This is a genomic window from Bradyrhizobium sp. WSM3983, assembly GCF_000473045.1.
Taxonomy (GTDB): domain Bacteria; phylum Pseudomonadota; class Alphaproteobacteria; order Rhizobiales; family Xanthobacteraceae; genus Bradyrhizobium.
Genome location: NZ_KI421489.1, coordinates 49,621 through 70,987, shown reverse-complemented (window position 1 = coordinate 70,987; position 21,367 = coordinate 49,621). Strand labels below are relative to the sequence as shown.

Genomic DNA, 21,367 nt, shown 5'->3' with positions numbered 1-21,367 from the left:
TCTGCTCTCGCAATTTTTCCTGCACCCATGTCGATCCGGCCCCAGCTGGATCGTCATCCCAATAGCGAGCTGATCGCGCGGCCGAACCGGCCGCGTCTCGCCTCAACAGGAGTTTTGCATGCGCTTCATGTACATCGTCACCTCCAGCCAGCCGATGAAGGGCCCGTCTCCGGCGCTGATGGAGGCCATGCAGAAAATATCCGAGCGGGAAATCAAGGCCGGGCGGATGATCGACAATGGCGGCCTGATGCCGCTTGCGACAGGCGCACGCGTGCGGATCGTCGACGGCGAGCTCAGCGTCATCGATGGCCCCTTCATCGAGGCCAAGGAAGTGGTCGGCGGCTACGCCATTTTCGAGCTGCGCGACAAGGTGGAAGCCCTGGCGATGGCCAAGGAATTCATGCAGCTGCATCTCGATCACATGCCGGGCTGGGACGGGACCTGCGAGCTGCGGGCCTTCGCCACGCCGGGCGTGGACACCGCCTGCGAGGTCGATTCGCGGTCAGGAGTGGCCGCCCACGCCTGATGGACAGCACAGTTTGTCCCGGTCGGCGGCGATGACGGCCGCCGACATCGATCAGATCATCCGCGCTACGATTCACGCAACTTGGCGCGTTGTGCAGCCACGACTGATCGCGACGCTGTCGCGGATGCTGCGCGACGTGCCGCTTGCGGAAGAGCTGACCCAGGACGCGCTGGTTGCGGCGCTCGAGGCCTGGCCCAGCATCGGCGTGCCCGACAATCCCGGCGCCTGGCTCATGACGACCGCAAGGCGCCGTGCGCTCGATGTCTTGCGCCGCGGCAAGATGCTTGCGGACAAGCATGACATGCTGGCGCGCGACATGTTGCAGGAGCAGGAGATCGTGCCCGATTTCGATGCCGGCCTCGACGACGACATCGATGATGAAATGTTGCGGCTGGTCTTCACCGCCTGCCACCCGATCCTGTCGCGCGAGGCGCGCGCGGCGCTGGCGCTGTGCATGATCTGCGGCTTGACCACGTCCGAAATCGCGCGCGCCTATCTCGTGCCGGAAGCAACCATCTCCCAGCGCATTGTCCGCGCCAAGCGAACGTTGTCGGGATCCGGCCTTGCCTACGAGACGCCGGCCGGTGAGGCCCTGTCGGAGCGTCTCGCCTCGGTGCTGGAGGTGGTCTATTTGATCTTCAACGAAGGCTACCTCGCGGCGCGTGGCGATGAATGGCTGCGGCCGCAGCTCTGCGACGAGGCGCTGCGCATGGGCCGGGTGCTCGCCGGCCTCGCCCCGGACGAGCCCGAGGTTCACGGCCTCGTCGCCCTGATGGATTTGAATGCCGGGCGGGCGCGTGCGCGCACCGACGCGAATGGCGCCCCCATTCTGCTGATGGACCAAGATCGCTCGCTCTGGGATCAATCGCAGATTCGGCGCGGCCTGCGCTCGCTCCGACGTGCCGGCGAGCTCGGCGGCGAGGGACGGTTTTACGCCCTTCAGGCTGCGATCGCGGCGTGTCACGCCACGGCGGAGACGGCCGCAGATACCGACTGGCCGCGCATCGCGCAGCTTTACGCCGAGCTGGCGCGGCTGGTGCGCTCGCCGATCATCGAGCTCAATCGCGCGGTGGCGGTCGGGATGGCCGAGGGACCGCAAGCCGGACTTGACGTACTGGACGAGATCGCCGGTGCGCCGGCGCTGGCGGCCTATCATCATCTGCCGGCGGTTCGTGGTGATTTCCTGCAAAAGCTCGGCCGGCTCGCAGAGGCGCGGCAGGCGTTCGAGGCTGCCGCACATCTTGCGACCAATGGGCGTGAACGCGCGCTGATGGAGCGCCGCGCCGCGGCGCTCCAGGTTCAAGATGTCTAGGCCGTCGCCTTGGGCGGCGGCGCGGTGCCCTGCGCCCATTTCTCCATCTTGCCGAGCACGCCCCAGGCCGTGAGCGCCAGCGAGATCGGAAGCGCGAATTGGCTCAGGCCCGGCACCGCGGAGGCGATCGTTCCGAACAGTCCGGCAAGGCCTCCGGCGTTCGGGCTTGCCGTCACCGCGGAGAGCAGCGCGGTGATGAGGGAGCCGCCGATACCGAGCGCGGTCTTCTTGCCGTTCAGGAGATTGCCGATGGTTTCGCCAAGCGCGCCGTTGACCTGGCCGAGCACGGGCTTGCCGTCCTTGTTGAGCAGGACGCCGAGCAGGTCGAGCACCGGCTTCAACTGGTCGACGGGGGCGGGATTGGTCGGAGCGGTCGTTCCGGGTGTGGGCGCTGTCTTGTTGACGAGAGAGAACAGCCGTTCGAGCAGTCCGATCGGATCGTTGGTGGCCACCGTCGTGCCACCGGATGTCGTACCGCCAGATGGTGCGGCTCCTGGTGACGCGCCCGCGCCTTGCAACAATTGCGCGAGACCTTCCAGCCTTCTCAGGATCTGGGAGAGATCGACGTTTGCCGTCTGGACCGGCTGCACACCCGCGCGTGTGATGGCGGCGATCGTGGTCCCGTCGAGCAGGCCGGTATCCTCGAGAGCGTGTTGTTGCTGAAATTGCGAGACCGCCGCCTTGGTCTTGGGGCCGCTGATGCCGTCTTCGTCGAGCGGCGGATTGGCGCCCAGCTTGTTGAGGGTCTGCTGCATCAGCAGCACCGACGACGCCACGTCCTCGTCGGGCTCGGAACGGGGGACAATGGACGGGCTGTCGTCGAGCGTGATCGAGGAATCCAGCGACATCATCGCATGCAGGATGACCGCGGTGCCGAGCTGGGAATCGACATGGTTCGAGTCGAACACGTGGTCCGCGACGAATTTGCCGCCCCTCGCCTCGGTCGGTCCGTAAAGGGTCGAGCCGCCGTAGAGATAGGGCGAGTTGACGCCCTTGGCGTGATAGCCGAGGCCGTTGAAGCATTCGAGCCGGTACAGCGTGCGCGCGATGCACCAGTCCTGCGTGCCGACGAAGTGCTGGATCCTCAGCGCGTCCACGGCGCCGTCGATGAACGAGGCGAACGGGCCGCGCCCTTTCGGGACGAGGCACGTCACGCGCTTCAGCGTTTCGCCGTTGCCGAGATAGGTGTCGAAATCGAAATTGGACTCGCGATAGTGGCAGAGCGCGACGAAGTACCAGGGCACACCGGTCAGCCGTTCGACCTGCTGATAGGTTGCCTTGCCGTTGATGGCCTTGCGTGCCGTCGCGTTGGCCTCGCCAAGACGTACGGGCCGGATCTCGAGATTGGCCCAGTTCCTCTCATACCCACTCTTCAGGCTTTCGTATGACACCATCTCCCGCTCCCGCGAATTGATAAACTATCGGTTCGTTGTGCAAATCAGGCGTGAGCCGCGTGCCGCCATCTGCGGGCACAGGCTTTGGGCGTGGTTCGGCAAATGTGGCAGGCCATCGCCGGAGCGCATGTGAAATGGCTTACAGGTGCGGCGCGAAAGATTGCGGTCAAAGGACGCAATACCAGTGATGTACGCGCGAGTGCGCGGCCGTCAGCCGCAATCCGGGAACCGGCCGGGCGGCCGTCCGTTAGCAACGGAGACGGTCTGGCTCAGGGATTCTGCAATGGCCAAGCGCGTCCTCGCGATCGGCATCGAACCCGGCAATGCGGATTATAGCACGTTCCCGCAGCTCACGCCGGCGCTCGTGCGCAATTATATCGAGGCGCAGCTCCTGCGCCTGCGCGGCCTCGGCTACGAGGTCACGAGCTGCCTGATCGATCTCGACGCGGCCGCTGAAGCTGCCGTGACGGCGGCGCTGCGCGACGAGCGCTTCGATTGCATCGTCATCGGTGCGGGCCTGCGCGAGCCGAAGGAGCGGCTGCTGCTGTTCGAGAAGGTGCTCAACCTCGTCCACCGCCTGGCGCCGCAGGCGGCCATCTGCTTCAACACGACACCTGCAGATACGGCAGAATCCGTGCAGCGCTGGATCGAGCCGTAACCAGCCGTGCCCTCGATCTGAGGCATCAGCTGGTTGTCGCGACAGGCTGGCCTTGTGACGTAAAGGGCGGAAGCGAGCCGGATTCACGCGATTATTCTGGCCCGGGATCGTTTCAAACGCTATGACTGGCCGCATCAGATGGGAGGATTCGGGATGCTTCGACGTCTTGGAATTGCAGTTTGTTTCTCGGTCGCGATGGCTGTCCCGGTCCATGACGCGATGGCGCAGGACGCTGTCGGCGGCGCCATCATCGGTGGCGTGGGCGGAGCGATCTTGGGCGGCGCGCTCGGCGGTGGCCGCGGCGCGGCCATCGGTGCAGTCGTCGGCGCCGGCACGGGTGCTGCGATCGCCTCGGAAGGCGAACGCCGCCGGTCCGGCTATTACGCGTATCAGCGCGGCTGCTACATGCAGCGCCCGGACGGCCGCTACGTCCCGGTCGATCCGCGATACTGCTACTGAACCGACACCGCGCCGGCGCCGTCTCGCACGCGCCGGCGCCTCCATGTCTGCTGATCGCTGCATGTCTGATCGCTGCGCCTTAAGCAGCGCTGGCGCGGCTGACTGCGTCGCCGAGCTCGGCATTGGTGTAGGCCTTGCCGCCGATGCCCCACAGGCCGTCCACCGCATAGACCATGTTGACGAAAATACGCTCGCGCGGATGACGGCCCTCCGCGGCCCTGAACGCGATATCGGTGGCCTCTTTGACGAAGCCCGCCTTTTGCGCAGGCGCCGCCAGCCCGAAGGACGGGACTTTCAATTCGACCACGACGATGTCGTTCGACGTCCCGCCGGCGAAGGACCGGCCTTTCGGGATAGTGCTGATTTCGCCGATCACGTTCGGCGTGATGAACGCATTGCCTGCCAGATCGTGATGCCTGAGAAACGAGGCGGTCAGCTCGGCGAACATGGTTTTCTCGGCTGCGGCACTGAAGATGCCATCCGTGGCGACGACGGTGATCGGCATGATTGAAGCTCCCTTCGTGATGTGAGCGCCGCGAACGCCGGCTGCGATCGCGGCTTGCGATAATATTGCGATCGTTATATAACGATCGTGACTGCATTCGCACGGAGCGGGCGATGCCGTCAACATTAAAATAGCGATCGTTATGTAAAAAGGTGCGGTGGTGCGATACAAGTCCGGTCACAAGGAAGAGGCCCGCGCGCGCATGGTCGCGGCTGCCGGCCGTGGCTTCCGCCGCCAGGGTTTTGGCGGCATCGGCGTCGACGGTCTCGCCAAGGAGGCCGAGGTCACCTCCGGCGCATTCTACGGGCACTTCTCGTCCAAGGGCGAGGCATTCAAGGCTGCGCTGGTGGCGGGCCTTGAGGAGCTGCGTATCGGAGTCGAGAATTTGCGCGCCGAGCACGGTCCCAAATGGGTCGAGGTGTTCGTCGACTTCTATCTCGGACAAAAGCGGATCTGCGAGCTGGGATCGAGCTGTGCCTTGCAGAGTCTCACCTCGGAGGTCCAGCGCGCCGATGCCGGGATCAAATCGGTTTTTGAGGCCGAGATCGAGCGTGTGGCGGCCGCGGTTGCGGACGGGCTCCCCGGCCGGTCGCGCAAGGAGAGGCGCGCACGCGCCTGGGCGCTGCTCTCGATCCTGTCCGGCGGTGTCACGATGGCCCGGGCGGTCGCCGACAGAGACGTCAGCGCCGCGATAGCATCCGCCTGCCGCGTGGCCGCTCTCAACGCCTGCGCAGAGACCTGATCAATTCAAGCGAGGAGTGCGAAATATGCGCCTGTCGAACTATCTCTTTTTTACGACCCAGTGCGAGCCGGCGCTTGCCTTCTACGCTGCCTGCGGTCTCGGCAACGTCACCGAGATCATGCGCCACGGCGAGCCCGGCATGCCGCTGCGGAGTCCCGCGATGCGGGGCAAGATCATGCACGCGAAGTTCGAAGGCCCCGGCATCTGCTTCTATGCATCGGACAATGACGACGCCGAGCCAATGCGCGGCTCTGCCCATATCCTCGCGATGGATGATCAGGAGGCAACGACGGACCTGTTCGCGCGTCTCGCCGAAGGCGGCACGATCACCACGCCGCTCGGCATCCAGCCCTGGGGCGACTATTATGGCAAGCTCACCGATCGCTTCGGTGTGCAATGGATGCTGAACTGCGCGCTGGCGCGCGCCTAGCGCCGAAGACTGTTTGCCGGCGCGGTCAATTCCGTCCCGCCGGGCGCCTCCGGCATGATCTGGCGCAGCGGCTCCGGCGAGATCGATATCTGGCCGGTGAACGGGCGGTCATGCGCCGCGATCAGGAGCACCGAGGTGGCGACGCCGGTCGCAAACAGGCCCATCGCGATCGCCGATCCCAGGCGGTTGTCGCAATGAACGAAGCCGATCACCAGCAGCTCGCACAGGGCCTGGAGATACAGGCACCACCATTTCACCGAGTTGACCGAGGCCAGGCTGACGATGATCCGCTGCCGCCGCGCATCCAGCGCCTGCTCCAGCGCGGCGACGATCTCGTGCTGCGTGGTCTCCTGTGCCCGACCCTGCGGCGCCATGGTGACGACGAGCTGCAGGGCTTCGGCGAGCGCCGGCGGCGTCGCCTTCAGGGAGGCCTCCTGATGCGCCATCTCCGGCCATTCCACCGTGACGGCCTGCTCGACATAGTCACGCACCAGCCCGCGCAGCTTGGCTTCCTGCTCCGCCGGCAGGCCGGCGGCGAGCAGCACGGCGCTGCGAAGCGCGCTGGCCTCGCGGCTCACCGCGGCGCCGGCGCGGTCGCTGTCACCCCAGACCTGGGCCGCGGTGAAGGCGACGAACAGGCCGAAAATGATGCCGAGCACCGGCAGCATGCCGGGCGAGATCGCCTTCAGCGCTTTCGCGCGCTCCCCCGTCGCCACCAACGCGACGGAGACGAACACCACTGCCGCCAGCAGATAGGTGAAGCCGAAGATCACCAGCGCCATCAAGGGCACCGGCTGGTTGTGCAGCCAATCGCTCATGGTCCCTTGTGACGTGATTCGAAGCCCGAGATCAAACGCATCCTGCGCTGGCTGGCATGTCCGCTCTTCCCGACGATGATGTGGTCGTGCACGGCGATGCCGAGCGGCTTGGGGCCCAACAGCAGATGTCGTGTTTCGTGAACCCGAGCCCGAGACTAGCTGCAGGCAGAAGGGGCGCCAATTGCGATCGAGGCGTGACTTAAGGGCTTTGATCTGGCCAAGGATCGGTTGCACTCAGATTTCGCAAGTAACTCTCGACGCGCTTCAGCAAAAGAGAACAACGCTGGATCGTGACCTCACTGTCAACCAACTGTTGACGGTCGAGCACGACGAAGTCTCGGACAACTGAGCCTACGGGAAATTGCTGCCAGCTGAAGTCAATGTGATACCAGCAGTCGCCAGTAGGCAGAGCATTCCAAAAGTGAACTTCTTCTCTCTGACCCGTCCAGACATTACCCTTGATGATTTCGGTTGCCGGATAGTAATGTTGCACCACTCGCGAGGTCGGATAACACTGACCGAGGGTAGGGTTGCCCGCGTATTCGACTGCTCCGTACGCAGTTTGCCGATCCCAGATTTCATCACGAACCGCATTTGTGCACGGGATGGTCGCGGTCACAGAGAATTCGACTCTTTGCCCAGCCACCAGCAGTCACCTCACCGCACGCGCATGAACGATCTCGCGTGGCTCGACCGGTCGCACGTCGGCCGCATCGAGGGTCACGACCGTAACGGTGTCACCCGACAGCGTCGTGAATTCAACCTCATAGCCTTCACCGTGCCGATGCACCAAGACGACGGTCCCAACATCACCGGCAGCTAGCCGCTCCGCGGGCAAATCGCGTTTCAAGACGACGAGGTCCAGTTCATCGATCATCGAGCAACAATCCTCGGTACCAAGGTCACCAGGCGAGGAGCAGTTTCCTGCGTCTCCACAAACCATACCACACGAACGATCGGGTTACGACCGTCTGGTGTCGGCAGCGGGCCGTCGATCTCATATCCGGTGCCGAATGGAGTTTGGTGCAACGCAGTGATGTCGTTTGCCGTCGCGTGGACGATGATGGCATCACGCAGCTTGCGCCAATCCTTGGCACGAAACCCGAAGCCCTCAAGGAATCGTGCTTTCGCGCGCCCGCCGGGGTGCCGGAGGCTCAACAGATAACCCGCGATCTTTGCCTCAGGGATGACTGCACGATCCAGATTAGACAGCCGTGGCATGCATCTTCGCTCAACGTGTCGACGCTGTTTCAAATTCCTAGCACAACCGAGAAGCGCAATTCGGCTCCAGGTCAGATTAACCGCATCCCCCGCAAACTCGCATGTCCGTTCTTGCCGACGATGATGTGATCATGCACGGCAATCCCGAGCGGCTTGGCGATGTCGATGATCGCCTTGGTCATCTGGATATCGGCCTGCGAGGGGGAGGGATCGCCTGAGGGATGGTTGTGCACCAGGATCAACGCGGTCGCCGACAGCTCCAGCGCGCGCTTGACCACCTCGCGCGGATAGACCGGCGTGTGGTCGACGGTGCCAGTCTGCTGCACCTCGTCGGCGATGAGCTGGTTGCGCTTGTCGAGGAACAGCAGGCGAAACTGCTCCTTGTCGGCAAAGGCCATGCTGGTGCGGCAATAGGCGATCACCTCGTTCCAGGACGACAGCGCGTTGCGGCTGTTGACCTCGCCCTTGGCGACACGGTGCGCGGCCGCCGCAATCAGCTTGAGCTGGTTGATGGCGGCTTCGCCGACGCCGTCGATCTCCCGCAACCGTGCCACCGGCGCGTGGACGACCTCGGCGAACGAGCCGAAGATCTTGATCAGCGTCTTCGCCAGCGGCTTGGTGTCGCGCCGCGGCAGCGCCGGAAACAGCGCCATCTCCAGGAGCTCGTAGTCGCTGAGCGCATCCGCGCCCGAGCTGTAGAAGCGCTCGCGCAGCCGTTCGCGATGGCCGAGATAATGCGGCGTGTCCTCGGGCTTGCTGTCGTCTTGGTCGGTTTTGGCGGGCATCGGCCGGCAGCATTGCCGGGGATCTCCGCTTTTGCAACCGTCAATTGCGACGGGCCGGCGGTCGCGACCGCCGCGCCGGCCGGCAGTGCAGGGGCAAGGCGCGCGTCGGTCGTCTGCCCGGCGATTGGGGTCGAGTGTCAGCGTTGCGACGTCGCCGCGCTCGCCCCGCCCTGCGAAAAAAATCTTGGCAGCACCGTTCCGAATGGCTGGTCCCGTTCGTCTTGCCCCATTGTGAGCTTCGCCGTATTTCGCACGCCATCCGGCGGGCAGGCCCAGCTCCCCAATGGAGACAAACCGATGTGGCCGTTCGTAAGCCTCACACGCCGGACCATTCTTGCCCGAAGCGCCGCTGCGACCCTTGCTGCCGCTGCACCCGCGCTGGGCGGGACCGCGCGAGCGGAAACGACGGCCGACGACCGCGCGCTGCACCTCGACCAGGTGATAGATCGCGCCATTGCCGCGCGGCGCATCGTCGGCAGCGTTGTGGTGGTGATGCAGGACGGTGAAATCGTCTATCGCCGCGCGGCCGGCCACGCCGATCGCGAGGCCGATCGGCCGATGCGCGAGGACGCCATGTTCCGCCTTGCGTCGCTGTCGAAGCCGATCGTCTCGGTCGCCGCCATGGCGCTGGTCGAGCGCGGCCGGCTGGATCCGCAGGACCCCGTCCAAAAATGGCTGCCGGATTTCCGGCCGCAGACCGCTGACGGCAAGGTCCCCGCCCTCACCATCCATCATCTGCTCACCCATACAGCCGGGCTCTCCTATGGATTCCTGCAGCCGGCGGATGGGCCCTATCAGCGCGCGGGCATCTCCGACGCCCTCGACCGTTCGGATATCACCCTCGATGAGGAGATCCGCCGTATCGCAGCCGCGCCGCTCCTCTACGAGCCGGGCACGCGATGGGGCTATTCACTCGCGACCGACGTGCTCGGTGCCGTGATCGCCAAGGCCGCCGGTGAGCCGCTGCCGGACGCAGTTCGCCGCCTCGTCACGGCACCGCTTGCGATGCGCGATACGGCCTTCCTTGTCGACGACGGAGCGCGGCTTGCGGTGCCCTATCTCGACGGCAAGCCGGAGCCGTCGCGCATGCAAGACCCGCAACCCGTGCCATTCCGGGGCGCCGGAATCATTCACGTGTCCCCGTCGCGCGCGTTCGATCGTGCGTCGTTCCCATCAGGCGGCGCCGGGCTTGTCAGCACGGCCGGCGACTACGCCCGCTTGGCCGAAGCGCTCCGCCTCGGCGGCGCGCCGGTCCTGAAGGCGTCGACGGTGCACCAGATCACGACAAGCCAGATCGGCGATTTGACGCCGACGGGGCTTCCGGCCTGGGGCTTTGGTTACGGGGCCCTCGTCCTGAAGGACAGCGCGTTGGCGAAATCGCCGCAGGCGACGGGAACCTGGACCTTCAACTGCGCCTATGGCCAGAGCTTTTTCGTCGACCCCGTCGAGAGGCTGACCGTCATCGCCTTTACCAACACGGGGCTGGAGGGCGGTTTTGGTGCCTTCCCGATCGAAATTCGCGACGCCGTCTACGGGCGGAGTGGCTAAGCGAAAAAAATCGCACCGACCGCTTCCTTTTCACGTCCTCGTTCGTCTCAGCGCTGTGGGCCTCGTCGAGCGGCCAGCAGAGCTTTTCGCAAAGGAGAACCTCAATGCAAGAGATCAAAGCCGTGCCGTCGCGTCGCGCTGTCGTTGCCACCGGCGTCAGTGCCGGCGCCTTGCTCGCCGCTCAAATCGTCCCGTCCTACAGCCAGAACAGGAGTTCGAACATGGAAGCCACCATCCGCATCGGCAGCGACATCACCACGCTGGTCAACATCTTCACGGTCGAACCGGATAACCAGCAAAAGCTGGTCCAGCTCCTGAAGGAGGGCACTGAGTCCTTTTTCAGCAAGCAGCCCGGCTTCATCTCGTCCAGCGTCCACGCCGGCAAGGAGGGCGGGCGCGCCATCAACTACTCGCAATGGCGAAGCGCGGGGGATATCGAGAACTTCCGCAAGGATCCGAAATTCGCGCCGTACATCCAGCGCCTTGCCGCGATCGCGAAGGCCGAGACGATCCTGTGCGAGGTCGTCGAGGTCAATCATGCCTGAGCTTCGGCGAGTAGCGCCTCGCCCCCGATTGACATATCACGCTTATCGGTGAGTGGGAGATCCTGCTTGGCAGACGATGCGACGAACGAAGGCGCAGGGGCGGTCCGACAGACCGCCCAGCAGATTCTCGAGCGTCTTGCCGTGGAAATGCGGCCGCAGCTGCATCGTTACTGCGCGCGCATGACGGGCTCGGTCATCGACGGCGAGGACGTGCTGCAGGAGGCGCTGCTCAAGGCCATCGAGGCGGCGCCGCGGACCGAGCCGCTGGACAATCCGGAAGGCTGGCTGTTTCGCATCGCCCACAACGCCGCGCTGGATTTTCTGCGCCGGCGCGCGCGCTACAACGCTGCGCACTCCGATGAAGATCTCGACATGATCGCCGCTCTGACCAGCCCCGTGACCGAACGTGAGATCGTATCTGCGAGCCTCGGGACCTTCATGCGCCTGCCGGTGACGCAGCGAGGTGCTGTGATCCTGCGCGACGTGCTCGGCTATTCCGTCGACGAGGTCTGCGCCATCATGGGCGGTAGCGTCCCTGCCACCAAGGGCGCCCTGCAACGTGGGCGGGTCCGTCTGCGCGAGCTCGCGGAGGAATCCGACGACATCAGGCCTCCCGAACTGGAGACGGCCGAACGCGCCCGCTTGATGCACTATGTCGAGCGCTTCAATGCCCGCGACTTCGATTCGTTGCGCGACATGCTTGCCGACGACGTGCGGCTGGAGATGGTCAACCGGATACGCAGGGCCGGCCGCCGCGACGTCAGCGAGTACTTTGGGCGTTATGCGCAGACCAGCGCCTGGCATTGCGTTCCCGGATTCGTCGACCGGCGTCCTGCGATCATCATGTTTGATCCGCAGGATCCCTCAGGTCCGCCGCGCTACTTCGTGCTCCTCGACTGGGAGAACGGCAGCATCGTCAACATCCGGGATTTTCTGTTCGCGCACTATGCGATCGAAGGCGCGGAATTGTTCACGCTGGATTGACGGCGCGGAACGGCGACCAATCAGCCGATCTGCTTCTCGCCATGCCGCTCCGACAGCGTGAATATCTCAACGCCCGTCGCAGTCACACCGACCGAGTGCTCGAACTGCGCCGACAGCGAACGGTCGCGGGTGACCGCGGTCCAGCCGTCGGACAGGATCTTCACATGCGGCTTGCCGAGATTGATCATCGGCTCGATGGTGAAGAACATGCCGGGCTTGAGTTGCACGCCTTCACCGGGCCGGCCGATATGGATGATGTTCGGCTCGTCGTGGAACATGCGCCCGAGGCCATGGCCGCAGAAATCGCGGACCACGCTCATGCCCTGCGGCTCGACGAAACTCTGGATGGCGTGGCCAATGTCGCCGGTGGTGGCGCCGGGCTTCACGGCGGCGATGCCGCGCATCATCGCTTCATAGGTCACTTCGATCAGCCGCTCGGCCTTGCGGGCGATCGGGCCGACCGCATACATCCGGCTGGAATCGCCGTACCAGCCGTCGACGATGAAGGTGACGTCGATATTGACGATGTCGCCTTCCTTCAGCGGACGGTCGCCGGGCATGCCGTGGCAGACCACGTGGTTGAGCGAGGTGCAGGTCGAGTAGCGATAGCCGCGATACATCAGCGTCGCCGGATAGGCGCCATGGCTGAAGGCGTACTCGCGGACGAATTCGTCGATGCGATCGGTCGGCACGCCGGGGCCGACGATGTCGGTGAGCTCGTCGAGGCACTTCGCCACCAGGGCACCTGCCTTGCGCATGCCGGCAAAGGCGGCTGGCCCATGCAGCTTGATCTGTCCGGTCTTGCGCAGGGAGGTATCGGTGGCTTCGACGTAGCTCATGCGGGTCTGGTCTTCTGCTTGTCTTTTTGGGCCCGGTCTCGGTGCGGGCGGAAAGGCTTGATTTCAGGCCCTAATTTAATGATCGCGGGGCTTGGTGCAAGCTTAGCCTAGCCACCATGCGCCCGAAAGCAGGCTCAATTCGGGACTTCTACGGTGGTTTCCACCGGCAGCGCCCCGCCGCGGATGCGGATTTCGCGGACCGGATAGGGAACCCGGATGCCCTCGCGCTTGAAGGCGTCCCACAGCGCCAACATCACGTCGCTTTTGACATTGTCCATGCCATCGGGGTCCGCAATCCAGAAGGTCAGCGAGAACTTCATGCCGGCCTCGGCGAATTCGGTCAAAATGCTGTTCGGCGGCTTGCCCTTCTGCGCGCGCGGATGGGCGGCTGCGGTCTCGGCGGCGAGCTTGCACACGAGTCTTGGATCGGCGTCGTAATTGGTGCCGAAGGCGATCTTCACCAGCGTGTTCTTGTCGGTATAGGTCCAGTTGACGACCTTCTGCGTCACCAGATCCTCGTTCGGCACCAGGAATTCGCGGCCGTCGCCGGCGGCAACGGAAATATAGCGCGTCTTCATCGCGCTGATGCGCCCGGTGTTGTCGCCGATGGTGACGAGGTCGCCCGGCTTCACCGATTTGTCGGCGAGCAGGATGATGCCGGAGATGAAGTTGGCGACGATCTTCTGCAGGCCGATACCGATGCCGACGCCGACTGCGCCGGAGAACACCGCAAGCGCGGAGAGATTGATGCCGACCGTGCCGAGCGCAATGACAATAGCGACGGCAAGAAGTCCGATGCGGATGATCTTCACCAGCAGCACCTGGACCGACGGTGTCAGGTCCGTCGCCGAGTTGATCTTGCTCTCGGCGAAATTGCTGGCGATGTTGGTGAGCCAGAGTGCGAGGATCAACAGCGCGCCGGCCTTGAGCACCAGAAGCGGCGTCAGCCGCAATCCGCCGAGCACGATCGCGTAGGAGTCCAGCAGATCGACCGTAGTGTCGAGCTGGCCGAGGATGGACAGCGCGGCGACGAACCATGCCGCAACCGACACCAGCTTGACGATGAAGGCGTTGCGCAGCACCGAGGTCAGGAGCCGGATCGCGAGCCAGGCGAGCCCCAGCTTGGCGGCGACCATCAGCAGATAGCTGCGGCTCGGCCAGGTCGCGTGATACATCACCACGCGGGATATGATCACGAGCAGGGTGAACACCGCCGTCGAGCCGCTGGAGACCATCACGCGGGCGAAGTGCCGGAGCGGCAGCGGCCAGCGCATCGCCAGCGAGGTCATGTCGACCCGGTTGCGAATGGCGGCCTCCGCCGCATAGGCGACCCCGGACGCCGCCAGAATGAGCCCGAATTGCAGGTAGAACCAGGGCGAGGAGATTTCCGCCCCGACGCTGCGCGCGGTGGTCTGCACGAACTCCATGACGTCTTTGAGGTCCATGTCCATCGGGCGGTCTCGTCGGGATGCGGGCGGGAGGGTTTGATTCGAAGGCGCCGCAGAATCCCACAAAGGAAGCGGCCGGGCCATCGATACACCGCGAAGTGAAGCGCGTTAAGGCCGCAAAATACGGGCCGATTGCCGCGAGCGGGAGAAAATGGGTTGGCGCGCCGGTGCGGCGACGATAAGGATGCAATTCCAGCGATTTGTACCCGGAAGGTGGATGGCTTCCCTCGATTCTTTCAGCATCGCCATTCTGCTCGGCGCCGTCCTGGTGATGGCCGGTATCCTGTCGAGCCTGCTCGCGCTGCGCTTCGGCGCGCCGCTGCTGCTGGTCTTCCTCGCGATCGGCATGCTGGCGGGCGATTCAGGTCCCGGCCAGCTCCAGTTCAACGACGTCGGCACGACCTATCTGGTCGGCTCGGTGGCGCTGGCCCTGATCCTGTTCGACGGCGGGCTGAAGACGCGCTTTGCCAGCATCCGCACCGTGCTCGCGCCCTCCGTTGTGCTCGCGACCGTCGGCGTGCTCCTGACCGCGCTGATCACAGCGCCGTTCGCGAAATACGCGCTCGATCTCAACTGGACGGAGTCGCTGCTGGTCGGCGCGGTGGTCGCCTCGACCGACGCCGCCGCCGTGTTCCTGCTGGTGCACACCCAGGGCCTGCGCCTGCGCCCGCGCGTCGGCGCGACGCTGGAGGCCGAATCCGGCACCAACGATCCCTTCGCGATCTTCCTCACCCTGATGCTGGTCGAGTACATCTCGCTGGGCTCGAGCTCGCCCGGCCATGTGGTGGTGGAGTTCCTGCAAGAGGCGGTGCTGGGCGCTGTCGTCGGCTTCCTTGGCGGACGTCTCGTCGTCATCGGGCTCAACAAGGTCGCGCTGCCGCAGGGACTGCATGCGCCGTTCGTGACCACGGCCGCGCTCGTAATCTTCGGCGGCTCGCAGATCATGCATGCCTCGGGCTTCCTCGCCGTCTATCTCGCCGGCATCATCATCGGCAACCGGCCGACGCGCGCGCATAATTCGGTGGTGGCGTTTCTCGATGCCGCGACCTGGCTGGCGCAGATCGTGATGTTCGTGCTGCTCGGCCTTCTGGTGTCGCCGAGCCGGCTGGGCTCCAGCGTGCTGCCGGCGATCGGCGTCGCCTTCGTCCTGATGCTGGTGGCGCGGCCGATCGCGGTGTTCGTGTGCCTGGCGCCGTTCCGCTTCAACTGGCGCGAAAAGATCTTCATTGCCTGGACCGGTTTGCGCGGCGCGGTCGCGATCTTCCTGGCGTCGATCCCGATGCTGGTCGGCCTGTCGAAGGCCTATCTCTATTTCGACGTCGCCTTCGTCGTCGTGATCATCTCGCTGCTGCTGCAAGGCTGGACGCTGGCGCCCGCCGCGCGCAAGCTGCACGTGGCGCTGCCGCGCGCCGAGCGCGGTCCGCGGCGCGTCGAACTTGATCTGCCCGGCCAGCTCGAGCAGCAGCTGGTCGGCTATCCGGTGCGGCCCAAGAGCCTGTATTTTCGCCGCGGCCTGATCCCGTCCTGGTCGAAGCCGACGCTTGTGATCCGCAAAGAGAGCATCCTGACGCCTGTGGAAGCCGAGCCGATCGCGCCCGGCGATTACATCTATCTGCTGGCGCCTCCGGAAAAAGCCGAGGCGCTCGATCGCTTCTTCGTCGACATGCAGCCGAGCACGGAGCCGGATCCGCACCTGCTCGGCGACTTCATGGTGTCGGGCGAGCACACGCTCGCCGAGCTCGCCGAGATCTACGGCGTGAAGGTGGGCGAGGAAGACGGCAAGCTCACGCTCGCCGATTATTTCGACGTCCATCTCGACCGTGCGCCGAAGGAAGGCGCCGAGCTCGCGCTTGACACCATCGTGCTCGTGGCGCGCAGCATCTCCGGCGGCCGCGTCAACGTCGTCGGCCTCCGCCTGCCGGAAGAGGACGAAACGCCGGCGCCGCTGACCCGCAGCCAGGTGCTGCGGCGCAAGCTGGCGGAGCTATGGACCTCGGTGGCGGGGGTGTAGTTTCCGTCATTCCAGGCTCGCGCTACGCGCGCCCGGAACGACGAGAAACCGCCACCAAATCGCCGCAACCGCCGAGAATTTGCGCGGCTTCGTGACTCCTGGTTCCGGAACGTCTCGCGGCGCTATCCGTTTCTCACGCGTAACGGTCAACGCATCTGACAGGAGCAACCCATGCGCAAATTCATCCTGCCCGCCATCGTCGCGATCGGCCTGGGGGCCGCGGCGCCGGCGATGGCCTATGACACGGGCGATCAGATCTCGATGCAGGCCGCGCTCGATGTCGCGACCGACATCGGCGTCATGACGATTTCGCACACCGAGTTCGCCGGCGACGAATGGCAGATCGAGGGCCGCGACCGCAGCGGCCGCTGGATGGAGGTCGATGTCGACGCCCGAACGGGCGATGTGCGCAACGTCGACCACGGCTGGTAACTGACGCACGTTCGATGGATCGCGCGGTATGGGTCGTGGCTTTCGCCAGGACGACAGCGGTGGAGGTTCAGCCAGCCCGCCTCACGTCAGCACCTTCACCCCGCCGAACGACGTCACGCGGCCCTGCCTGAGCATCACGATCTGCGTCGCGAGCTGGCGCAGCTCGGCGACGTCGTGGCTGACATAGACCATGGGGACATTGGCTTCGTCGCGCAGGCGGACCAGATAGGGCAGGATTTCGACCTTGCGGGCCTCGTCGAGCGCGCCGAGCGGTTCGTCGAGCAGCAGCAAACGCGGCTTTGACAAGAGCGCGCGGCCGAGTGCGACGCGCTGGCGCTCGCCGCCGGAAAGCTTTCCGGGACGGCGATCAAGCAGCGCGCCGATGTCGAGCAACTCGACGACGCGCGTACGTTGCGCCGGATCGGCCGCAAGGCGGTTCATCCGCCGTCCATAGTCGAGGTTTTGCGCGACGTTGAGATGCGGAAACAACCGCGCATCCTGGAACACATAGCCGATGCGGCGGCGCCAGGTCGGCACATGGATGCCGGCTGCGGTGTCGTCGACGGTCTCGCCGTCGATGACGATGGTGCCGCGGTCGGGCCGCAGCAGGCCTGCGATCATGTTGATCAGCGAGCTCTTGCCGGCACCGGAGGCGCCGAACAGGCCGGTGACACGGCCCTCGCTCTCGAAGGATGCCGAGAGGGAGAATTCGCCGAGCTGTTTTTCGACATCGACCCGCAGCATGGTCAGTTTCCGTGCAATCGCTGCGTGGCGCGACGGGCGAACCATTCTGCGGCGATCAGCGCGCCTAGTGCCAGGATCACGGAGACGATCACGAGCCGCCCTGCAGCCGCGTCTCCGTCCGGCGTCTGGATCAGCGAATAGATCGCCGACGAAATCGTCTGGGTCTCGCCGGGAATGTTGGAAACGAAGGTGATGGTCGCGCCAAACTCGCCGATCGCCTTGGCAAAGCCGAGCACCATGCCGGCGAGCACGCCGGGCAGCGCCAAGGGCAGCGTCACCGTGAAGAACACTTTGAGCGGCGCCGCACCGAGCGTCTCGGCGGCCTGTTCGAGCCGGCGGTCGATCGCCTCGATCGACAGCCGCATCGGGCGCACCAGCAGCGGAAACGACATCACGCCGCAGGCGAGCGCTGCACCGGTCCAGCGGAACGCGAAGACGATACCGAGATGATCGGCGAGGAAAGCGCCGACGAGGCCGCGGCGGCCGAAGGTGAGGAGCAGGAGATAGCCGGTCACAACCGGCGGCAGCACCAGCGGCAGATGCACGACGGCGTCAAGGAATGACTTGCCCCAAAAATCCTTGCGGGCGAGCAGCCACGCCAGGGCAATGCCGAACGGCGTTGCCACCAGCGTCGCGATGACGGCGACCCTGAGCGAGAGCAGGATCGCCGTCCATTCCGCGGGAGAGATGTCGAGCATCAAGTCGCAGAAATCAGGTGGTGGGGCTGATCAGGAACTTGAACCCGTATTTTTCCAGAATGGTCTTGGCCGCCGACGTGCGCAGGAAGGCAAGATAATCGTTGGTCTCGGGCTTCGCAGTCGTGGTCGCCGCAACCGGATAGATGATCGCCGGATGCGAATCCGCCGGGAAGATGCCGACGATCTTCACGCCGGGCTCGACCTTGGCGTCGGTGGAATAGACGATGCCGAGATTGGCTTCACCACGCGCCACCAGCGTCAGCGCAGCGCGCACGCTCTCGGCCATGGCGAATTTCGGCTCCGCCGCCTGCCAGGCGCCGAGCTTCTCCAGCGCGGCCTTGGCGTATTTGCCTGCTGGCACCGACTTGACGTCGCCGGTCGCGATCTTGCCGTCGCCGGCGAGTTTTGCGAGGTCAAAACCTTGCGCGATGGTGACGTTGTCGATTTTGGAGTCCTTCGGTGCGATCAGCACGATACTGTTGCCGAGCAGGTTGACGCGGGTCGGCTCGTTGATGGTCTTCTTGGAAGTCGCGTAGTCCATCCAGTCGGTGTCGGCCGAGACGAACACGTCGGCCGGCGCGCCCTGCTCGATCTGCCTGGCGAGCACCGAGCTCGCGGCATAGCTGACGCTGAACTTGATGCCGGTCTTGGCGGTGTAGGCGGCATCGACCTCGTCGAGCGCGTTCTTCATCGACGCCGCGGCGAAGACCGTGATGGTCTTGTCCTCGGCGCTGGCAGGCGAAAGGCTCGTGCCCGCGAGCATGACGAAGGCGGTGAAAAGTCCGGCGATACGATACATGGATGGCGCTCCGTGCGAGCCCGCGCGCGCAAACGCACGCGCAAATCTGGCGTTGGTGGGTTCGATCGCGACCGGCGGAAGCGCTGTTCCACGTGTCCCCGCAACGGCTTACGGCCGGCTGGGATATCGCTAGCCTCGAAGATAGCAGGCCGGCGCCTCAGGTCAAAGGCGCCCGTTTGTCTAATCTATTGCGCCGGCAGGATCGAAATCGAGAGCGAATTGTCCTTGGCGCCGCTGATTTGGAGCACGAAGGGCTTGTCCGAGAGCTCGTATTTCATGGTCTTGCGGATGCCGTCGCAATCGGTCGCGCCGCTGAAGGCGACCGGTTTGAGGAAATGCCCGTCCTGGACCAGATCGACCCAGGCGCCTGAGGACAGGCTGATCGTGTAGAGCCCGGCCTTGGCCGCCTTGATGCTTGTGAAGCCGGCAAAGGTGCCGTCCTTCGGCGCCCGCTCCGGCGGCGAGGGCAGCTTTGCCTCCTGAGGCGCGACCAGGCCCAGCGTGATCGCCGATGACGGGACCGCGGCCTGTTCGCTTCCCGAGGCGAGCTTGGCGCGGTCCGGCGCGGTCAGCGCGGCGCGGTCGCGCTCGATCGGCCATTTGAACTTGTCGCAGCCGCTCGGCTCTTCGGCAGCCAGAGCGGAGGTCGCGCCGAACATGAGCACGGCAAGGAGAGCGAGGACGCGCATGTCAAATCCCATCATTGGCCACGCGAGGACGCGGGCTTGCAGTCAAGCTTCGTCAGTGAACGGGATGCGCATCCCGGAATGCCGCGTGCTTACGGCCAGCGGCAGCGCGATCCTAGCTCATTTGAGAGGGACGACCAACCAACTAGTTCGTCATTCCGGGCAAGCGAAACGGCACAATCTCTCCACTCGTCGTCCCGGCGAAGGCCGGGACCCATGACCACAGGCCGTGGTTTTGCGATGACTCGGAGTGACCACTTCGTCCGACGACTTCTCCCTCGGCGTATGGGTCCCGGCCTTCGCCGGGACGACGGCGGTGGGTTGGCACCAGCGTTCCCGCTCGCAAATCCTACGGCTTCGCATCGCCCGCGCGCAGCACGGCTTTGCAGGCCGCCGGCATCTGCGCCAGCGTCATCGGTGGTTTCGGCTTCGGCGGCTCCGGCGGCGGCTTTGGATGCAGCACGCCCTCGCTGAACCAGTAGGCGAGATCGGAGGGCTTGCAGCCTTCGTCATCGGATTGCGACGGCTGTCCCTGGCATTCGCTGGCGCCCGCCGGGCAGCGCATGCGGATGTGGAAATGATAGTCGTGGCCCCACCACGGTCGGATTTTTGACAGCCAGGAGCGGTCGCCCTTGGCCTCGCGGCACAGCGCCTTCTTGATCGCGGGATTGACGAAGATGCGCTGCACCGCCGGCTCCTGCGCCGCATCGCGCAGCACCAGCACATGGCTCGGCGTGAACACTTTCGGATCGATGTCGAGCCGGTCCTCGCGCACCATCATCACCGCCGACATCTCCTCGCGCTCCTCGCGCGAGAGCCGACGGTCCGGCATCGGCGTCAGCCAGATGTCGGCATCGAGCCCGATCTGATGGCTGGCATGGCCGGATAGTGCCGGCCCGCCGCGCGGCTGGCCGATGTCGCCGACCAGGATACCCGGCCAGCCCGCGTCCTTGTGCACCTTGGCCGCGAGCCGCTTGATCAGCGCGATCATGTCGGGATGGCCGTAATTGCGGTGACGCGACAGGCGCATCACCTGCCAATTGTCGCCATTGAGCGGCATCTGTTGCGCGCCGCCGATGCAGCCCTTCACATAGGAGCCGATGACATGCGCCGGCCCCGCCGAGGGCAGGAGCTTGCGCGCGAACAGCTCCTTGGCGCCGATCTTGGGATCGTTCGGATTGGCGAGCGGCGGCAACGGTTTTGGGTTCACGCTGCCCTTGTCCTGGGCCAGCGCGCCGCCGGCGGCCAGGAGCGTCATCATAAGCAGGAGAGGGGCGATGCGGCGGGGACTCATGCTGATGTCCTTATAGCCCAACGCCGCGTCGGGGTTAAGGATTAGGCTTTCGGACTGGCGCGCCTTCAAGCGCAGCGGGGACATCGTGCGAAAGTCGTAGATTTCCGCCGCTGCAGCCCGATTTTTAACGGTACGATAACTCTATCCTGCCTTGACCAAAATTCGTGCTCGGAACGAGATGCGCTTGGCTGCTGCATGCACGCGGAGGTGCGTTCCGGAATTGATTCAAGGAGAGTGCACGTTTTTGCGTCTCCTCTCTCGCCGGTCGCGGCGAGCAAGCAGGTTCGACGCGCCTGACGACGCTGATCGCGCCTCGCAAACAGGCAAAACGCTGCGGCTCCCAGCCACAGCAACGCGCCTCCCCGGAGAACGAAACCACCCAAGATTACTTTTCTTTCAGACACTTGGAGCAAGACTTGCGTCCGCTGGGCGCGGCTAGGACGTGTGAAGTTGAGTTTGGGGTTCAAAAAAACAAAAAAGCGAAAGCGT

At 64.8% G+C, this 21,367-nt stretch carries 25 protein-coding genes; 11 read left to right on the top strand and 14 right to left on the bottom strand.

Going from position 1 to position 21,367, the window contains the following annotated elements:
* Positions 1–118 precede the first annotated feature (118 nt).
* Entirely contained in the window at positions 119–526 is a 408-nt protein-coding gene (locus YUA_RS0141090; RefSeq protein WP_027535830.1) for a YciI family protein, read from the top strand.
* A 31-nt stretch (positions 527–557) separates the two neighbouring features.
* Positions 558–1,838 (top strand): RNA polymerase sigma factor, encoded by a 1,281-nt coding sequence (locus tag YUA_RS0141085; protein WP_027535829.1) that lies wholly within the window; start codon positions 558–560, stop codon positions 1,836–1,838.
* Here the strand turns inward: YUA_RS0141085 and YUA_RS0141080 are convergent.
* On the bottom strand, positions 1,835–3,232 hold the full coding sequence (locus YUA_RS0141080) for a peptidoglycan-binding protein (protein ID WP_027535828.1): 1,398 nt from the start codon (positions 3,230–3,232) through the stop codon (positions 1,835–1,837). The genes YUA_RS0141085 and YUA_RS0141080 overlap by 4 nt on opposite strands.
* Before the next feature lie 283 nt (positions 3,233–3,515).
* On the opposite strand from YUA_RS0141080, the gene YUA_RS0141075 reads away from it, so the two are divergent.
* Positions 3,516–3,890: a hypothetical protein gene (locus tag YUA_RS0141075; RefSeq protein ID WP_027535827.1), complete on the top strand. Its 375-nt coding sequence runs from the start codon at positions 3,516–3,518 to the stop codon at positions 3,888–3,890.
* A 153-nt stretch (positions 3,891–4,043) separates the two neighbouring features.
* Complete coding sequence (locus YUA_RS0141070; RefSeq protein ID WP_027535826.1) at positions 4,044–4,349, top strand: YMGG-like glycine zipper-containing protein; 306 nt, start codon at positions 4,044–4,046, stop codon at positions 4,347–4,349.
* A 79-nt stretch (positions 4,350–4,428) separates the two neighbouring features.
* Here the strand turns inward: YUA_RS0141070 and YUA_RS0141065 are convergent, their stop codons facing one another.
* Complete coding sequence (locus tag YUA_RS0141065; RefSeq protein ID WP_027535825.1) at positions 4,429–4,854, bottom strand: hypothetical protein; 426 nt, start codon at positions 4,852–4,854, stop codon at positions 4,429–4,431.
* A gap of 160 nt (positions 4,855–5,014) precedes the next feature.
* Here YUA_RS0141065 and YUA_RS0141060 point away from each other — a divergent pair, with 160 nt between their 5' ends.
* Both YUA_RS0141060 and YUA_RS0141055 read left to right on the top strand, forming a co-directional pair.
* Positions 5,015–5,596 (top strand): TetR/AcrR family transcriptional regulator, encoded by a 582-nt coding sequence (locus YUA_RS0141060; protein ID WP_027535824.1) that lies wholly within the window; start codon positions 5,015–5,017, stop codon positions 5,594–5,596.
* Between the two features lie 25 nt (positions 5,597–5,621).
* On the top strand, positions 5,622–6,026 hold the full coding sequence (locus tag YUA_RS0141055) for a VOC family protein (RefSeq protein ID WP_027535823.1): 405 nt from the start codon (positions 5,622–5,624) through the stop codon (positions 6,024–6,026).
* On the opposite strand, the gene YUA_RS0141050 is transcribed toward YUA_RS0141055, so the two are convergent.
* The 5 genes from YUA_RS0141050 to radC form a co-directional block, all read right to left on the bottom strand.
* On the bottom strand, positions 6,023–6,844 hold the full coding sequence (locus tag YUA_RS0141050) for a DUF4239 domain-containing protein (protein WP_027535822.1): 822 nt from the start codon (positions 6,842–6,844) through the stop codon (positions 6,023–6,025). The genes YUA_RS0141055 and YUA_RS0141050 overlap by 4 nt on opposite strands.
* A 199-nt stretch (positions 6,845–7,043) precedes the next feature.
* Entirely contained in the window at positions 7,044–7,463 is a 420-nt protein-coding gene (locus YUA_RS49590; protein ID WP_084293246.1) for a hypothetical protein, read from the bottom strand.
* Between the two features lie 33 nt (positions 7,464–7,496).
* On the bottom strand, positions 7,497–7,721 hold the full coding sequence (locus YUA_RS0141035; RefSeq protein WP_027535821.1) for a DUF4926 domain-containing protein: 225 nt from the start codon (positions 7,719–7,721) through the stop codon (positions 7,497–7,499).
* Complete coding sequence (locus YUA_RS0141030; RefSeq protein WP_027535820.1) at positions 7,718–8,065, bottom strand: DUF6883 domain-containing protein; 348 nt, start codon at positions 8,063–8,065, stop codon at positions 7,718–7,720. The genes YUA_RS0141035 and YUA_RS0141030 overlap by 4 nt, the downstream gene beginning before the upstream one ends.
* 71 nt (positions 8,066–8,136) lie before the next feature.
* Positions 8,137–8,850, bottom strand: a complete 714-nt coding sequence (gene radC / locus YUA_RS0141025) for a DNA repair protein RadC (RefSeq protein WP_027535819.1) — start codon at positions 8,848–8,850, stop codon at positions 8,137–8,139.
* A 297-nt stretch (positions 8,851–9,147) separates the two neighbouring features.
* Between radC and YUA_RS0141020 the strand changes: the two genes are divergently transcribed.
* The 3 genes from YUA_RS0141020 to YUA_RS0141010 all read left to right on the top strand — a co-directional run bounded on the left by YUA_RS0141020 (position 9,148) and on the right by YUA_RS0141010 (position 11,927).
* Positions 9,148–10,398, top strand: a complete 1,251-nt coding sequence (locus YUA_RS0141020) for a serine hydrolase (RefSeq protein WP_084293204.1) — start codon at positions 9,148–9,150, stop codon at positions 10,396–10,398.
* Between the two features lie 104 nt (positions 10,399–10,502).
* Entirely contained in the window at positions 10,503–10,943 is a 441-nt protein-coding gene (locus YUA_RS0141015) for an antibiotic biosynthesis monooxygenase (RefSeq protein ID WP_051383650.1), read from the top strand.
* Positions 10,944–11,009: 66 nt separating this feature from the next.
* Complete coding sequence (locus YUA_RS0141010) at positions 11,010–11,927, top strand: sigma-70 family RNA polymerase sigma factor (protein WP_371259953.1); 918 nt, start codon at positions 11,010–11,012, stop codon at positions 11,925–11,927.
* Positions 11,928–11,947: 20 nt separating this feature from the next.
* Here YUA_RS0141010 and map read toward each other — a convergent pair whose 3' ends face one another.
* Entirely contained in the window at positions 11,948–12,766 is an 819-nt protein-coding gene (gene map, locus YUA_RS0141005) for a type I methionyl aminopeptidase (protein ID WP_027535815.1), read from the bottom strand.
* Positions 12,767–12,900: 134 nt separating this feature from the next.
* A complete protein-coding gene (locus YUA_RS0141000; RefSeq protein ID WP_027535814.1) occupies positions 12,901–14,217 on the bottom strand; it encodes a mechanosensitive ion channel family protein in 1,317 nt (438 codons plus the stop codon).
* 214 nt (positions 14,218–14,431) lie between these two features.
* Here YUA_RS0141000 and YUA_RS0140995 point away from each other — a divergent pair, with 214 nt between their 5' ends.
* Positions 14,432–16,225 carry a potassium/proton antiporter gene (locus YUA_RS0140995; protein ID WP_027535813.1) on the top strand — a complete coding sequence of 598 codons (1,794 nt, stop codon included), beginning with the start codon at positions 14,432–14,434 and terminating at the stop codon, positions 16,223–16,225.
* Between the two features lie 171 nt (positions 16,226–16,396).
* Positions 16,397–16,657, top strand: a complete 261-nt coding sequence (locus tag YUA_RS0140990; protein WP_027535812.1) for a PepSY domain-containing protein — start codon at positions 16,397–16,399, stop codon at positions 16,655–16,657.
* 81 nt (positions 16,658–16,738) lie between these two features.
* Here the strand turns inward: YUA_RS0140990 and modC are convergent, their stop codons facing one another.
* From modC to mepA, 5 genes are all read right to left on the bottom strand, one after another.
* Positions 16,739–17,401 (bottom strand): molybdenum ABC transporter ATP-binding protein, encoded by a 663-nt coding sequence (modC, locus tag YUA_RS0140985; protein ID WP_027535811.1) that lies wholly within the window; start codon positions 17,399–17,401, stop codon positions 16,739–16,741.
* A gap of 2 nt (positions 17,402–17,403) precedes the next feature.
* Entirely contained in the window at positions 17,404–18,099 is a 696-nt protein-coding gene (gene modB, locus YUA_RS0140980; protein ID WP_027535810.1) for a molybdate ABC transporter permease subunit, read from the bottom strand.
* A gap of 13 nt (positions 18,100–18,112) precedes the next feature.
* Complete coding sequence (gene modA / locus YUA_RS0140975) at positions 18,113–18,898, bottom strand: molybdate ABC transporter substrate-binding protein (RefSeq protein WP_027535809.1); 786 nt, start codon at positions 18,896–18,898, stop codon at positions 18,113–18,115.
* Positions 18,899–19,083: 185 nt separating this feature from the next.
* On the bottom strand, positions 19,084–19,587 hold the full coding sequence (locus YUA_RS0140970; protein ID WP_027535808.1) for a hypothetical protein: 504 nt from the start codon (positions 19,585–19,587) through the stop codon (positions 19,084–19,086).
* 346 nt (positions 19,588–19,933) lie between these two features.
* Positions 19,934–20,878 carry a penicillin-insensitive murein endopeptidase gene (gene mepA, locus YUA_RS0140965; RefSeq protein ID WP_027535807.1) on the bottom strand — a complete coding sequence of 315 codons (945 nt, stop codon included), beginning with the start codon at positions 20,876–20,878 and terminating at the stop codon, positions 19,934–19,936.
* Between the last annotated feature and the right edge of the window lie 489 nt (positions 20,879–21,367).

Excerpts from the sequence above, each read along its gene's own strand:
- YUA_RS0141090 (WP_027535830.1), top strand. The coding sequence starts at position 119 with ATGCGCTTCATGTACATCGTCACCTCCAGCCAGCCGATGAAGGGCCCG.
- YUA_RS0141085 (WP_027535829.1), top strand. The coding sequence starts at position 558 with ATGACGGCCGCCGACATCGATCAGATCATCCGCGCTACGATTCACGCA.
- YUA_RS0141080 (WP_027535828.1), bottom strand. The coding sequence starts at position 3,232 with ATGGTGTCATACGAAAGCCTGAAGAGTGGGTATGAGAGGAACTGGGCC.
- YUA_RS0141075 (WP_027535827.1), top strand. The coding sequence starts at position 3,516 with ATGGCCAAGCGCGTCCTCGCGATCGGCATCGAACCCGGCAATGCGGAT.
- YUA_RS0141070 (WP_027535826.1), top strand. The coding sequence starts at position 4,044 with ATGCTTCGACGTCTTGGAATTGCAGTTTGTTTCTCGGTCGCGATGGCT.
- YUA_RS0141065 (WP_027535825.1), bottom strand. The coding sequence starts at position 4,854 with ATGCCGATCACCGTCGTCGCCACGGATGGCATCTTCAGTGCCGCAGCC.
- YUA_RS0141055 (WP_027535823.1), top strand. The coding sequence starts at position 5,622 with ATGCGCCTGTCGAACTATCTCTTTTTTACGACCCAGTGCGAGCCGGCG.
- YUA_RS0141050 (WP_027535822.1), bottom strand. The coding sequence starts at position 6,844 with ATGAGCGATTGGCTGCACAACCAGCCGGTGCCCTTGATGGCGCTGGTG.
- YUA_RS0141035 (WP_027535821.1), bottom strand. The coding sequence starts at position 7,721 with ATGATCGATGAACTGGACCTCGTCGTCTTGAAACGCGATTTGCCCGCG.
- YUA_RS0141030 (WP_027535820.1), bottom strand. The coding sequence starts at position 8,065 with ATGCCACGGCTGTCTAATCTGGATCGTGCAGTCATCCCTGAGGCAAAG.
- radC (WP_027535819.1), bottom strand. The coding sequence starts at position 8,850 with ATGCCCGCCAAAACCGACCAAGACGACAGCAAGCCCGAGGACACGCCG.
- YUA_RS0141020 (WP_084293204.1), top strand. The coding sequence starts at position 9,148 with ATGTGGCCGTTCGTAAGCCTCACACGCCGGACCATTCTTGCCCGAAGC.
- YUA_RS0141015 (WP_051383650.1), top strand. The coding sequence starts at position 10,503 with ATGCAAGAGATCAAAGCCGTGCCGTCGCGTCGCGCTGTCGTTGCCACC.
- map (WP_027535815.1), bottom strand. The coding sequence starts at position 12,766 with ATGAGCTACGTCGAAGCCACCGATACCTCCCTGCGCAAGACCGGACAG.
- YUA_RS0141000 (WP_027535814.1), bottom strand. The coding sequence starts at position 14,217 with ATGGACATGGACCTCAAAGACGTCATGGAGTTCGTGCAGACCACCGCG.
- YUA_RS0140995 (WP_027535813.1), top strand. The coding sequence starts at position 14,432 with ATGGCTTCCCTCGATTCTTTCAGCATCGCCATTCTGCTCGGCGCCGTC.
- YUA_RS0140990 (WP_027535812.1), top strand. The coding sequence starts at position 16,397 with ATGCGCAAATTCATCCTGCCCGCCATCGTCGCGATCGGCCTGGGGGCC.
- modC (WP_027535811.1), bottom strand. The coding sequence starts at position 17,401 with ATGCTGCGGGTCGATGTCGAAAAACAGCTCGGCGAATTCTCCCTCTCG.
- modB (WP_027535810.1), bottom strand. The coding sequence starts at position 18,099 with ATGCTCGACATCTCTCCCGCGGAATGGACGGCGATCCTGCTCTCGCTC.
- modA (WP_027535809.1), bottom strand. The coding sequence starts at position 18,898 with ATGTATCGTATCGCCGGACTTTTCACCGCCTTCGTCATGCTCGCGGGC.
- YUA_RS0140970 (WP_027535808.1), bottom strand. The coding sequence starts at position 19,587 with ATGCGCGTCCTCGCTCTCCTTGCCGTGCTCATGTTCGGCGCGACCTCC.
- mepA (WP_027535807.1), bottom strand. The coding sequence starts at position 20,878 with ATGAGTCCCCGCCGCATCGCCCCTCTCCTGCTTATGATGACGCTCCTG.